The 12,927-nt window shown below is 62.4% G+C and carries 10 protein-coding genes; all 10 read left to right on the forward strand.

The window, feature by feature from the left end:
* Nucleotides 1–163 precede the first annotated feature (163 nt).
* The 10 genes from GHK62_RS21410 (at nt 164) to GHK62_RS21455 (ending at nt 12,894) form a co-directional block, all read left to right on the forward strand.
* Nucleotides 164–1,486, forward strand: coding sequence for a lipopolysaccharide biosynthesis protein (locus GHK62_RS21410; RefSeq protein ID WP_153441104.1), 1,323 nt, complete (start codon nt 164–166; stop codon nt 1,484–1,486).
* Nucleotides 1,476–2,624, forward strand: coding sequence for a GNAT family N-acetyltransferase (locus GHK62_RS21415; protein ID WP_153441105.1), 1,149 nt, complete (start codon nt 1,476–1,478; stop codon nt 2,622–2,624). Before GHK62_RS21410 ends, GHK62_RS21415 begins: the two co-directional genes overlap by 11 nt.
* A 172-nt stretch (nt 2,625–2,796) precedes the next feature.
* Nucleotides 2,797–4,407: a GumC family protein gene (locus GHK62_RS21420; RefSeq protein ID WP_153441106.1), complete on the forward strand. Its 1,611-nt coding sequence runs from the start codon at nt 2,797–2,799 to the stop codon at nt 4,405–4,407.
* A 13-nt stretch (nt 4,408–4,420) separates the two neighbouring features.
* Nucleotides 4,421–5,752 (forward strand): O-antigen ligase family protein, encoded by a 1,332-nt coding sequence (locus GHK62_RS21425; protein ID WP_153441107.1) that lies wholly within the window; start codon nt 4,421–4,423, stop codon nt 5,750–5,752.
* Nucleotides 5,745–6,500 carry a polysaccharide deacetylase family protein gene (locus GHK62_RS21430; protein WP_153441108.1) on the forward strand — a complete coding sequence of 252 codons (756 nt, stop codon included), beginning with the start codon at nt 5,745–5,747 and terminating at the stop codon, nt 6,498–6,500. The genes GHK62_RS21425 and GHK62_RS21430 overlap by 8 nt, the downstream gene beginning before the upstream one ends.
* A 9-nt stretch (nt 6,501–6,509) precedes the next feature.
* A complete protein-coding gene (locus tag GHK62_RS21435) occupies nt 6,510–7,754 on the forward strand; it encodes a glycosyltransferase family 4 protein (RefSeq protein ID WP_153441109.1) in 1,245 nt (414 codons plus the stop codon).
* Nucleotides 7,755–8,100: 346 nt separating this feature from the next.
* Nucleotides 8,101–9,198, forward strand: coding sequence for a glycosyltransferase family 4 protein (locus GHK62_RS21440; RefSeq protein WP_234886988.1), 1,098 nt, complete (start codon nt 8,101–8,103; stop codon nt 9,196–9,198).
* Between the two features lie 106 nt (nt 9,199–9,304).
* Nucleotides 9,305–9,673 carry a VanZ family protein gene (locus GHK62_RS21445; RefSeq protein WP_153441111.1) on the forward strand — a complete coding sequence of 123 codons (369 nt, stop codon included), beginning with the start codon at nt 9,305–9,307 and terminating at the stop codon, nt 9,671–9,673.
* A gap of 60 nt (nt 9,674–9,733) precedes the next feature.
* A complete protein-coding gene (locus GHK62_RS21450) occupies nt 9,734–10,732 on the forward strand; it encodes a glycosyltransferase family 2 protein (protein WP_153441112.1) in 999 nt (332 codons plus the stop codon).
* Entirely contained in the window at nt 10,732–12,894 is a 2,163-nt protein-coding gene (locus tag GHK62_RS21455) for a glycoside hydrolase (RefSeq protein WP_153441201.1), read from the forward strand. The genes GHK62_RS21450 and GHK62_RS21455 overlap by 1 nt, the downstream gene beginning before the upstream one ends.
* The last annotated feature ends 33 nt before the right edge of the window (nt 12,895–12,927 follow it).

Below are 12,927 nucleotides of genomic sequence, written 5' to 3' on the forward strand. Positions count from 1 at the left end.
ATCCCATCCAGGTAAACGGAAACTGAAATGCAATTGATGCGAGTACGTTAACCGCGCAATCATTTCTGCGTGGTACTGTCCGCGGATGCCGGTGACCGCGCGGACCACCCGTCCGCCCCGAATGCCGTGCACAACGTCGGGCAGTCGTCAAAGGCAGATCGCAATGGCTTCGGAATGCGCAACAGAACCGGGCAGGTACAAGCCATTTCTGCCGATGCTCCTATCCTATGTTGCCTCCGGCGGCAGTCTCGTCGTCGGGTCCGCGGCGCAGCTTCTGACCTTCGCTATCCTGGCTCGCTGGCTCGGTGTCCATGAGTTCAGTATCTTCGTTGCGGTTACCGCAATCGCCAACATAGCCGTTCATTTGTGCGGGCTCGGCGCCATGGAATGCCTGGTGCGCCGGGTCGCACGCGATCGCGCCATCTATCCGCAAATGCTTGGTCACAACATCATCCTGACTGCGGCAAGCGGCGCGGCGCTGGTCCTGATCGGGGCGGCCGTCCTGCCATTCTTTCTCAAGCTTTCCGCCGAACCGCTGACGAACGTCGCGGTGATCACCCTGATGCTCGTGACCAATGTCGTGCTGGTTCGCATCATTGTGCTGGTGGAGCAGATCTTTCTCGCCCATTCCGACTTCGCTTCGGCGAATGTCGTCGTAGTCGGTTTCGCGGTCGCGCGGACAGTTGCGGCGGCGCTTGCCTGTATTGCCTTCGGCGTCGCCACGGTCGCGTCATGGGCCGTCTGGCAGTTCGTGTGCCATGTTCTGGCGGCCTTGGCCTGCATATGGGCCATTAAGGGGCTCGGCCGGCCACGCTACTGCATCGTGCGGGAGGAATTGCCGCAAGGCCTCTATTTCAGCATTCCGTTTATCCTGCGCGCGGTGCGCCAGAACGCCGACCTGCTGGTCCTCAGTCTCGTCGCGACCGCTGAGATCGTTTCGAGCTACAGTGTTGCGCGCCGGATGCTGGAGAGCAGCTATCTGTCCGTCGAGGCGCTGCATCGCCTCATTTACCCCGGTTCGGCAAGAATTTCCGCGGCTGGGCTGCACCATGCGCTGGAGCGGGTGCGAAAGGTGCTGATCGCCTCCACCGCCATCAGCGTCGCTGCGGCCGTGGTGGTTTTCGTGTTGGCGCCGATCCTGCCCTATCTGTTCGGCCAGGATTACATTTCTCTCGTCGCATTCGTCAGAAAGCTTTGCTGGGTCATCGTACCGATGGCCATCTGGTCCGTAGCGGTGGAAGCGCTCGGCGCCTCGGGTTACCACGCTGCCCGGGCGACGGTGATGGGACTTGGCAGCGTAGCGGGGGCGGCGCTCGCCGCGTGGGCGAGTTGGTATGCCCCGCCTGTCGGCACATTCGTTTCGTTCTATGTGATCGAGATTGCGATGGTTGTCGCCACATGGAGTGTGTTCCTGCATTTCGTCCGGCACGACAGGGAGCAGGCCGGCCGGCCGGAGGCTTCGGCAAGGATGGTGCATGAAGGCTGAGTTGCGGGGTGCTCAATCGGCGCCGGCCGGCGAAACCGACCTGTGCCGATCCGTCGGCATAAGGGCCATGGAGCGCGCCGACGTCCCCACGATCGGCAAGCTGTTCAAGAAGGTTTTCCGCAAGACCGACCATGAGGGGGGAGAAGACCTCGAGCACTATCTGGAGACCGTCTTCTTCGGCAGTCCCCATTATACTCCGGCGTGCGGCAGCGTCGTCCACGAGAATGGCGCAGGTGACATCGACAGCGCGATTCTTGCGCTTCCATTCGAGTTCCTGGTCCACGGCCGCCCAACCGTCGCCCGGCTTCTCTGCGCCTTCATGGCGGACGGCAAGGCCGGTGCAGCGGGTGCCGCGCGTCTTGCCCGCATGATGCGCGCGGCGCGCCAGGAGATGTGTTTTTCGGACAGTTCGTCTCCGGTGAGCGCCGACCACTGGGTTGCCGGCGGCGGCGTCGTTCTGCCCATCCAGAGTCTCGAATGGCGACGTTCCTTTCGGCCGTTCGTCGCGGGCGCTCTCCTTGCGAGCCGGCGCGTTCCGCTGACGCGGTCGCGTGCCGTGATCGGCGCGCTTGGTTTGGCGGATCACGCCCTGCGTTGGCGGGCGCCGTCGACGAAACCGAGTTCGGTACCGGGATTCGAGACGAGGCCGACAAGCCTTGAGGAATTCCGCCAGTGCGCGGGACCGATGCTCAAGCGCTTTTCGGTTCGCCCGATCTGGTCGAAATCCGAATTCGATTGGCTCGCCGGCGTTGCCTCGTTGAACAGAAGTCTTGGCGCGTTGCAGTGCCGGAAGGTGATTTGTGAACGCGGCCGGACCGTCGGTGCCTTCCTCTTCTTCGGCAAAGGGAACCGGATCGCCAATGTGCTGAACGTGCTTTGCGAGGAGGGACGCGAATTCGACGTCACTGCCGAAATGTTCGCCTCACTCGATCGCGAGGGCTATGCCGCCGCGGTCGGCATGGCACAGCCCTTTCTGATGAATGCCATCTCGCGCCAGCGATGGCTGTCCTTCCGTCACCGCGGGTACTTCTGCTTGGTCACGCGTCACGCCGACCTCATGGACGCGGCAGCGCGCAATGACATCTATATCGGCGGCCTCGCCTCGGAGAGCTGGAGCAGGCTGCTCACGGATTTCTAAGGAAAGGTGCTGTGTTTTTCCGGCCGCACTGATCACGAGGGCGGCGGAAGGTTACCGACCGCAAGCTGTACTTAACGGAATATTCACCCTGCCAGCCTAGTTCTTGACAATCGATGCGGGGTACGCAGGGCGCTCTTTGCTGGCTTCAAGGGCATGCGTGGGGAAAAGACGGATGTATCGGCGGAGCGAGCCCGAAGAACAAGGATTACGCCTGCAGACACGCTATCGGCGGCTTCGCTCCGGCGAAGGCTCGCTGCTCGATCTCGTCCCCACACCGGAGGAGGAAGAGGCAATTCTTCCTGAGGTCCGCGGCTCCGAAGACCGCAGGGCGTCGTTCCGCGCGGTGAATTCTCCGCCGCGCCCGGTAGCCCGGGAACCGGTACAGCCGACCGTTGGCGAATGGCTCACTCGCTTCCAACTCATCGGCGAGATCGGCATCGATGACGTGATCCTATGGCTGCGCGACGGAATGCGGTGGATCGTCCTTGCCGTCGTTCTTTGCGTTGCCGCTGCCCTTGCCTATGCGCTGACGGCGTCGCCGCGATACACCGTCTATACCGACATCGTCGTCGATCCGTCCAACCTCAACGTTGTCAGCGATGACGTCTTCACCAGCAACCCGCAGCGCGACGCGCAACTGCTGGAGGTCGAAAGCAAGCTCAGGATTCTCACGTCGCGCAACGTTCTGGCGCGCGTCATCGACAAGCTGCAACTGACGAAGGATGTTGAGTTCGTCAAACCGTCCCCGCTGGATTTTCTGAAGAACCTGCTCCGGTCGGATCAGGAGGAAGCCGCCGACAATCACCTGGCGGCGCTGCGCGCTCTGACGGAGCGGGTCGAGGCGCGGCGGGAGGAACGCTCCTTCGTCGTCGTCATGAAGGTCTGGAGCGAGGAACCGGAGAAGGCCGTCGTCCTGTCGGACGCGATCGTCGATGCCTTTGAAACGGAGCTTTTCCAATCGGCCGCGGAAAGCGCCGGCCGCGTCGCCCAGAACCTGAACGCCCGCCTTGACGAACTGCGCCGCAACGTGACCGAGGCCGAGAAGAAGGTCGAGGATTTCCGCCGTGCGAATGGATTGCAGTCGACCAACGGCGAGCTCGTCAGCAACCAGCTTTCCAGCGAGCTCAACACCCAGGTGCTGGCCGCCCAGCAAGGCTTCATCCAGGCTGAGACGCGTTACAAGCAGATGAGCGCGGCGATCGCTAACAAGCAGACGGCGAGCGCTTCGGTTTTCGAATCCGCCAACATGACGAGCCTGCGGCAGCAGTATAACACGCTGCAGCAGCAGATCGGTTCGATGCGGCTGATCTACGGCGAAAGGCACCCGCGCCTCGTTTCCGCGCGCTCCGAACGCACGACGCTCGAAGCCGCCATGGACGAGGAGGCCCGGCGTATCCTGGAGCGCGCGAAAGCCGATTTCGACCGGGAGCAATCCGCCCTCGACGCGCTGCGCGCCAAGGCACGCGCCGAGAAGTCCAATGTCTTCACCGACAACGAGGCCCAGGTGCAGCTGCGCGACCTGGAGCGCGACGCGCGGGCAAAGGCGGCGATCTATGAAACGCACCTCGCTCGCGCCCAGCAGATCGCCGAGCGCCAGCAGATCGACGCGACCAATGTCCGCGTCATCTCGCGCGCGATGCCGCCGAACTCCCGAACCTGGCCGCCCCGGACGTTCATCCTCCTGATTGCCGGCGGCGTGGCAGGGCTCCTCATCGGTGTGGCAGCCGCGCTGAGCCTTGGCCTGTGGAGGTACGTTCGCGGCGCGCGGCCGATAGCCGGATAAGGGAGCCGCAGGTATGAGCAGTGCCACCTACAGCGAGGACCGGTCCACCGAGACCCTGATGGCGCCGGCCGGAACCTTTCTGTTCATGGCGATGTTCCTGTTCCTGTGGATCTCCATCGACCCCTTTGTCGACCTGACGGGTGAGGCGATCCTGGACCCCTCGGCCGGCAATTCCAGTCGGCTGAATCAGATCATATCCCTGGCTCTCTTCGCCGGCACGCTTTGCTACGGCGTGCTTCATCCGATGCGGAATATGATCCTGCAGCCGCGCCTCCTTCTGACCGTCCTGTTCACCTGGTTTCTTCTCGTTTCGGTCATTTCCGCGCATCCGATCTTGGGCATCAAGGGCGTCGTTCTCAGCGTCATGATGGCGGTTAACGCCAGCATCTATCTGTTGATGCCGGCTTCGGAACGGCATTTCGCCAAGATGCTCGGGATCGGCACGCTCATCATGCTGGCGGTTGCCTATTACGGCATCCTTTTCAAGCCGACGCTTGCCATCCATCAGGCTTCGGAACTGCGTGAACCGATGAATGCTGGGTTGTGGCGAGGCCATTTTCCGCACAAGAACAGCGCCGCCGCCGCGATGGTGATTGGCGCCTTCTTCGGTTTCTTCGTCATGAACACCTGGTCGCGCCTCGCCGGCATCGCGATCATTGCGCTGTCCTGCGTCTTTCTCGTCCACACCGGTGGAAAGACCTCGACGGCGATGCTTCCGGGGATATTGATCCTCGCATGGCTTTTCGAGCATGCGCGATTCCTGCGCATTCCGATCGCCGTCGGTGGCGTCGGGCTCTTCAATCTCTTCGCCGTGGGCTCGGCCGTCTTCATTCCGCTCGGTGAGTTCATTAGCGGGCTTGGTATCGACGCGACTTTCACGAACCGGGCCGACATCTGGCGCTTCGCCTTCTCGGCGCTCGCGGAGCATCCGTTGCTTGGCTATGGCTTCAGGGCCTTCTGGCAGACGGAAGAATTGGTCTACAGCGGCGGATCGGTGGAAACGTGGGCCGTCGCCGCGGCCAACGGGCACAATTCCTACCTGGACACAGCATTGATGACCGGATTTCCCGGGCTGATCCTGACCGTCATCTGGGTCATTCTGCTGCCGCTTCGCGACATCTCCCGGATCGCTCCGGATCGCGAGCACTCCCATCTCACGCGGCTGTTCATTCGCGTCTGGCTTTACACGATTTTCCATGCCGGCCTCGAGACGTTGTTCTTCGAAGGCGGGAACCTCATCTGGTTCACGTTCATGTTCGCGCTCTACGGCCTGCATCTCCAGTCGTCGGCGGTTTTGACGGTCGATCGGCAATCGGTGAAAAGCAGAAAGGTGGCGCATGCCTGAGATCGCACGGAAGATCGACGGGTTGGTCGATCGCTTGGCAAACCGGCTGATCTGGCGCTTTGCCCGGCAACGGCTGAGGCTCGAAACCGAGGTGCCGCTCGTCTCCTTCACCTTCGACGACGTTCCCGACACGGCACTCGACTACGGGGCAGCCATTCTGGAGCAGCACGGTGCGCGCGGCACCTTCTACATCGCTGGCGGGCTTGCAGGGCAGGTGGAACCGGACCGAACGCTGATCTCACCTGCCGGCTGCAGTGAACTGCTCGCGCGCGGACACGAAATCGGCTGCCACACCTTCTCGCATCGCAGGATGCGGGACATGTCCGCGCTTGGCCGCGATCTCGACCGCAATGCGGCCTACCTCGATGGCGTCGGTGTTGCCTCCGCTCCGGCAAATTTCGCCTTTCCGTACAATGCGGCCTGGCCCTTGGCGCGTCCGGAGCTTCGCAGGCGCTATCGCACCTGTCGGGCTGGCGGTGAGGCCATCAATCGCGGAATGGTGGATCCGCTGATGCTCAAGGGCGTCGAGATCCGGCAGCCGGAGCAGCATGCACGCGCGCTGACGCGCTGGATAGACGACGTCGTCGAGCGCCCGGGCTGGCTCGTCTTCTTCACACATGACATCGCCCCGTCGCCAACGCCCTATGGCTGCACGCCGGAAACCTTCGATCATCTGGTCCGCCATGCGGTCGACAAGGGATGCCAGGTGCTTCCGGTCGATCAGGTGCTCGACCGGATCAACTGGTGAGATGCACGGATGGCGAGTTTCGGGAATGCCAGGAAAAAGTTGCTTGCGATCAACAACTACTTCTATCGCCGCGGTGGTGCGGAGACGGTGTTTTTCGATCACATGAGCATGTTCGGTGAGATCGGCTGGGACGTCGTGCCGTTCGCCATGCAGCACGATCGCAACGAAGCTTCGCCGTGGTCGGGCTATTTCGTATCGGAAATCGAATACGGCCGGCAGACGGGCCTGCTGCGGAAAGTCTCTCAAGCCGCGAGCGTCATCTATTCCCTCGAGGCGCAGCGCAACATCGGACGGCTCATCGAGCAAGTGCGGCCGTCGGTCGCCCACGCCCACAATGTCTATCACCATCTGTCGCCGGCAATCTTCTCGACACTCAAGTCCGCCGGCATTCCGGTGGTGATGACCGTTCACGACCTCAAGCTTGCCTGTCCGTCCTACAAGATGCTCCGCGACGGAAAGGTCTGCGAGGATTGCAGCGGCGGGCGCATCTACAATGTGCTGCGTCACCGTTGCGTCAAGGACTCCGTATCGCTCAGCGCCGTTGTGCTCGCCGAAACCATGCTGCACCGCCTGCTCGGACTCTACCGCAAACGGGTGGATCGCCTCGTGGTGCCGAGCCGGTTTTACCTGGAAAAGCTGGCCGAATGGAACTGGCCGCACGAGAAGATGGTCCACGTCCCGAACTTCGTCGATGTCGAGGAGTATCGCGACGACTGGCAGGAGGAAGACTATTTCGTCTTTGCCGGCCGGCTTGCTCCGGAGAAGGGGATTGCGACGCTGATCCGGGCCGTCGCCCTCTCGAAACAGCGGCTGATAATCGCCGGTACCGGACCGGAGGAGGCGGGCCTTCGGCAACTCGCGGCCGAGCTCGGCGCGGACGTAAGTTTCGCCGGCTATCTTTCAGGTGAGGATCTGCATCGCCTGATCGGCCAGTCCCTGGGGCTCGTGCTTCCCTCCGAATGGTACGAGAACGCACCTGTCAGCATTCTTGAGACCTATGCGCTCGGGCGCCCGGTTATCGGCGCGGCGATCGGCGGCATTCCGGAAATGGTGAAGGAAGGCGAGACCGGCCTGCTGGCGGCGCCCGGCGATGTCGAAGATCTCGCCAGCGCCTTGAGTGCCATGGCGGCGCTTGCACCAGCCGCTCGCGCGCAAATGGGCACTGCGGGCCGCGCCTGGATCGCCAGCGAGTTCTCCGCGGCGGCCTATCGCGCCAGGACGCTCGACGTCTACGCAGCGCTTGGGGCTGCCTAAGAAGCTGGACGCTGCTGCAGCATCCCTACTGCGCAATCGTCTGATTTTCGCGCATTTCCTTCGAAGTTTAAGGAATTTCTTACGGAGAGCGTAGGCGCTTGCGGTGCATACCCAAGGGAAATCCTTGGGGCTGACAACCATGAGCAGAAAGTCCGGAGTCTCGAGAAATCGGATGGCGCAATCGGGCGCCTTGCCGCGCGCACACAGTATGGCTGCCGGTCAAGTCCCGTCGACCGTGGCGGATGAGCTGAGGACGGCCGCTGGTGGCCGCGGCGCCGGTCTTCCGGAAGAGCTCGCAAGCATTCCTCGGTCTCAGGCCGGCCGGCGTGGCCGGCGGCGCGTCGTGATGCTCGGTTTGCGCGGCATCCCGAACGTCCAAGGCGGCGTCGAGAAGCATGTAGAGATGCTCGCGGGCAAGCTCGTCGAGCATGGTTGGGACGCCGACGTCATCGGACGCCGTCACTACCTTCAGAAGCCGTCGTCGTTTTCGTGGAACGGAATTCGCGTCTTTCCGCTCTGGGCACCGCGACTGATGGCGTTGGAAGCCTTCGTGCATACGTTCGTGGGGGTCTGTTTCGCGGCTTTGCGCCGACCCGATATCCTGCATATTCATGCAGTTGGACCGGCGCTCCTTGTGCCGCTCGCAAGGCTTCTCGGCATGAAGGTGGTCGTCACCCATCATGGCTACGACTACGACCGGCAGAAATGGGGTACCTTCGCCAAGCGCATGCTGCGTCTCGGGGAGTTCATGGGCATGCGTCTTTCTCACGGCCGCATCGCGATTTCGAAGGAAATCGTTCACGCCATGGGAGAGCGGCACAGGGCAGCCGTAACCTTTGTCCCGAACGGCGTTGCCGTTTCGCCCGTCCGCGGCGGTACCGGCATCCTCGACGAGTTCGGACTGGCGCCGCGCCGATATATTCTGCTGGCCGCCCGGCTTGTCCCGGAAAAACGCCAGACCGACCTGATCCAGGCATTCGCAAAGCTCGGCAGCGCCGACTTCAAGCTCGTGCTCGCCGGTGACGGGGAGTTCGAGACGCCCTATGTTCAACAGGTGCGGGCAATGACCGCAAATGTCGCGGGCGTCGTTCTGGCAGGCTTTCAGACCGGCGATCGGCTGGCGGAGCTCTTCGCCAACGCCGCCCTCTTCGTGCTTCCTTCCAGCCACGAGGGCATGCCGATTGCGCTCCTGGAGGCAATGGCCCACGGCCTGCCGGTGCTGGCGAGTGACATCGTCGCCAACCGCGAGCTGGACCTGCCTTCCGACGACTATTTTCCGCTGGGCGATATCGACGCGCTTGCGACGGCGATCGGCAGCAAGATTGCCAACCCGCCGAGCGAGGAGCAGGTCCTTTCGAAGATCAGGCATGCCGAGCTCACCTATAGCTGGACGGGGGTCGCCGCAAAGACGCTTGCGGTATACGGGTCACTGTTGTCGAAGTAAGCCGGCCCTCCCGCGGCGCCGCGGTAATGCTTTGCACGGATGCGCGTTTTTCCTTGGGGCCGGTGCCGATCCGGGGAAGACAGGTCACGACGATTTGGATTGAAGCATGAATTTCAGACGCATCGCATCACTGCTCGCCTGGCTGCTGTTCGGCGTGATCGCCTATTCGACGCTGTCTCCGATCGGCATGCGCCCCCATATCGGCACATGGGTGCATGTCGAAAGGTTTGGCGCTTTCGGACTCCTCGGCTTTCTATTCATGATCGGCTATCCGGGACGTTTGCCGTTCGTCGTTGCAATCGTGCTTGGTACGGCGGTCGGATTCGAATTGCTGCAAATGCTGTCCATGGATCGTCACGCGCGTTTGGGAGACCTTGCGGTCAAGCTCGCGGGCGGGGCGTGTGGCATTGCTGCGGGTTGGTTGATGGCGCGGCGGCTGCCGCGAATAAACCAAAACTCAAATTATCCCGGTTAGAAAACGCTGCGGGAACGGCTTTGGCGCTCGCGACACCCTGCCGATATCTTGGGGGCTCTTTTGACAGTATCCGTCATCATCAAGACCTTGAACGAAGAGAAGCGGATCGCCGCGACGATCGAAAGCGTCGTTGCGGCGCTGGCGGGCAAGGAGGGCGAAATCATCATTGCCGACAGCGGATCGTCCGACCGGACCGTGGAGATCGCCGCGCAATATCCCGTCACCATCGCGCAGATCGTCCCGCCGGCGCTTCCGAGCTGCGGTATCGGGCCGCAGCTCGGCTTCCAATATTCCCGACATCCCTTCGTCTGCCTGATGGACGGCGACATGCTGCTCGATGCTGGCTTTCTCGACGAGGCGATCGCCTTTCTCGCGGAAAATCCCTCGGTAGGCGGTGTCACTGGCCACGTGGAGGAGAAGCTCGTTTCCAACCTGGAATTCGCCCGGCGCGTCAACCGCAATGCGCCGGAGAACCGCATTGGCCCGATCGACCGCATGAATGGAGGCGGCCTCTATCGGCGCGCCGCCATCGAGGACGTCGGCTATCTTTCGGACCGGAATCTTCACGGCTACGAGGAGTTCGAGCTCGGTGTGCGGCTTCGAAGCGCCGGCTGGGGTCTCCATCGCCTCGACCGCCGCTTCGTCCAGCATTTCGGTCACACCGTCAATTCCTACCGCCTGCTCGTCCGTCGCTGGAAGAGCAAATATCTTTATGGCATCGGCGAATTGCTGCGTGCTTCGCTCGGAAAGCCTTATTTCCTTCAGGTGCTGCGGGAACTGCCGGAACTGAAACTGTGGGCGCTCGTCTATCTCTGGTGGGCGCTGTCTCTCGGCCTGATCCTGTTCCTGCCGCACAAAGGCATGGCGATAGCATCGGTCTCGGCGATGTTTGCGGCTGTTGTGCTGTTGGTCAGCCTCAAGAAGGGCAGCCTCGGCATGGGCCTTTATACGGTCGTTGCCTGGTTCTTCCATGCCGCGGCGTTACCGGTTGGCTTGTTCCGGTCGCGGCTAAAGCCGGGCGCGCCGATCGAGAGCAGAATCCTCGGCAAGCCCGCATGATGAGCCGCCTACCGCTGGCCGCAGCAACGATTTTCCTCAGCTGTTTGCCAGCTCACGCCTCCGACCAATGGCTGCCGGTCCGGGAAATCTCGCTCGAGGTTCAGACGGGCAGTCCGCTCGACTTCTCGCCTCTCTTGCCGAACGAGACCATCGATGCGGGCCATCGGCTGATTGCCGGCCCGACGGGTCAACTCGCCTTCGCTGAAGCGCCGGAGAAACCGGTCCGGATGCTCTGCGCCTCGCTCGCCTGGAGCCCGGCGTCCGGCGGTTTTCCCGATCATGACGGCGCCGACCGTTATGCCCGTCAACTGGCGCTGCATGGCTACAACATCGCGCGGCTGCACTTCACCGATGCGAGCCTGATGTTCGGCCGGCAGGAGGATTTCGACTTCGATCCGGAGACGGTCGACCGCATCCACTACCTCCTTGCCGCGCTCAAGCGCAACGGCATCCATTGGATCATGGACGGCCTGTCGTCGCCGCGCGGTGCCTACGGCGGCTACGACGATCGCTGGGACGCTAGCGGAAACCTGAAGCTCCAGCTTCATTTCGATGAGGAAGCTTTCGCCCATTGGAGGACGCTGCAGGAGAAATTCCTGGCGCGGATCAATCCCTATACGGGCGTGGCGCCGATCCGTGACGAGGCTCTGGCGCTGGTGATCCTCGCCAACGAGAACGGCATCGAGTTCGACGGCGTCGTGCATGATCGCCCCGGCAAGCCGCCCTATGATCCGGCTCTGGCCTTGCCCTTCAACCGGTGGCTTCAGAAACGCTACGCGTCGACCGAGGCGCTCGCGAAAGCCTGGGGCGATCTTGAGGACGACGAACGGCTCGAAGCAGCCTCCGTGAAATTGCCCGCCGATCGTTACGCCGACACTCCCCGCTTGCGCGACCTCCAGGCCTTCATCGTGGAGGTAGAGCGATCATCGGCGGCGCGGATGAGCAAGACCCTGCGCGACCTCGGATACAAGGGGCTGATCAGCACCTACAACAACTGGCCGACAGTGCAGACGGGCTTGAGCAGGCGCGACCTCGAGGCCGTGACGATGAATACCTATCACGATTGGGTCGGCGGTTATTCTCCGGGGAGCTCACTCCTGCAGGCAAGCTCGATCGCGGACAGCGCCAACTATGTGCGGATGGTCGCCGCCGCGCGCTGGTTCGGAAAACCCTTCGTCGTCAGCGAATACGATCATCTTTTCTGGAACCGCTATCGTTACGAAGCGGGACTCGTGATGCCGGCCTATGCGGCGCTGCAGGGTTGGGATGTGCTCTGCAGGCATGGCCATGGGCCGATCGCGCTCGCCTACGGTGAGCCCTATCCTCACAAGAAGGCGATGCTTCCCTATGCGATCGCCCTCGATCCGGTCGCCCGGGCGGGTGAAACGCTTGCGGCGCTCGTCTACCGGCGGGGAGACGTGGCGACCTCGGGCATCACGATCCCCTTTGCGGTGCGCGGCGAGGACGATCTTGGCGAGGACATGCAGGCGCGCGAGCCGGAGCAATTGACCGATCTGGCTTTAGTCGGCCGCATAGGCTTGAAGCGCTCGGACCCGTCGCGACTCGAGATCGGCGTCGCGCAACCGCGGAACCAGGCGAGTGCGGACATTCTCGCCGAGTTCCGCGACATCGGCATCCTTCCAGCCGGCAATGCCACGGACATCGAAAGAGGGCTCTATGAGAGCGACACGGGAGAGATCGTGCTGCAGCGCGCCACCGGGCAATTGCGAGTCGCGACGCCTTCGACCGAAGCCGCCGCATTTTCCTCCCTTCGTGAGCCGATCGACCTCGGTATTCTGCGGATAGAACGGTCAGATGGGAACGGGCTTGTCGCGCTGTCGGCGCTCGACACGCCCGCAACCCTCGCCAATAGCCGGCGTTTTCTGTTGATCTTTGCGACCGATGCCCAGAACACCGGCATGATCTTTCGTGACAGCGAAGAAAAGGTCATCACGGATTTCGGCAGATTGCCGGTCCTGATCCGAAAGGGTGAAGTCGACTTGTCCCTGTCGAGAAGCGCAGTGAAATGGAAACTGTCACCCATCGGCCTCGACGGCACCGTTCATTCGCCGGTTGAAAGCGGTGCAGGGCCGATCTCGTTCCGCCTTTCGAACGATGCGCCCGACGGGCCGACCACCTATTTTCTTCTGGAGTTCGAATAGAGCTCGAAAACTAGAATCGAGCGCGACTGCTCA

The organism is Sinorhizobium terangae (assembly GCF_009601505.1).
Taxonomy (GTDB): Bacteria; Pseudomonadota; Alphaproteobacteria; order Rhizobiales; family Rhizobiaceae; genus Sinorhizobium; species Sinorhizobium terangae.

What these genes read in the sequence shown, in the direction of transcription:
- GHK62_RS21410 (WP_153441104.1), top strand. Translation starts at nt 164, where the DNA reads ATGGCTTCGGAATGCGCAACAGAACCGGGCAGGTACAAGCCATTTCTG.
- GHK62_RS21415 (WP_153441105.1), top strand. Translation starts at nt 1,476, where the DNA reads ATGAAGGCTGAGTTGCGGGGTGCTCAATCGGCGCCGGCCGGCGAAACC.
- GHK62_RS21420 (WP_153441106.1), top strand. Translation starts at nt 2,797, where the DNA reads ATGTATCGGCGGAGCGAGCCCGAAGAACAAGGATTACGCCTGCAGACA.
- GHK62_RS21425 (WP_153441107.1), top strand. Translation starts at nt 4,421, where the DNA reads ATGAGCAGTGCCACCTACAGCGAGGACCGGTCCACCGAGACCCTGATG.
- GHK62_RS21430 (WP_153441108.1), top strand. Translation starts at nt 5,745, where the DNA reads ATGCCTGAGATCGCACGGAAGATCGACGGGTTGGTCGATCGCTTGGCA.
- GHK62_RS21435 (WP_153441109.1), top strand. Translation starts at nt 6,510, where the DNA reads ATGGCGAGTTTCGGGAATGCCAGGAAAAAGTTGCTTGCGATCAACAAC.
- GHK62_RS21440 (WP_234886988.1), top strand. Translation starts at nt 8,101, where the DNA reads ATGCTCGGTTTGCGCGGCATCCCGAACGTCCAAGGCGGCGTCGAGAAG.
- GHK62_RS21445 (WP_153441111.1), top strand. Translation starts at nt 9,305, where the DNA reads ATGAATTTCAGACGCATCGCATCACTGCTCGCCTGGCTGCTGTTCGGC.
- GHK62_RS21455 (WP_153441201.1), top strand. Translation starts at nt 10,732, where the DNA reads ATGAGCCGCCTACCGCTGGCCGCAGCAACGATTTTCCTCAGCTGTTTG.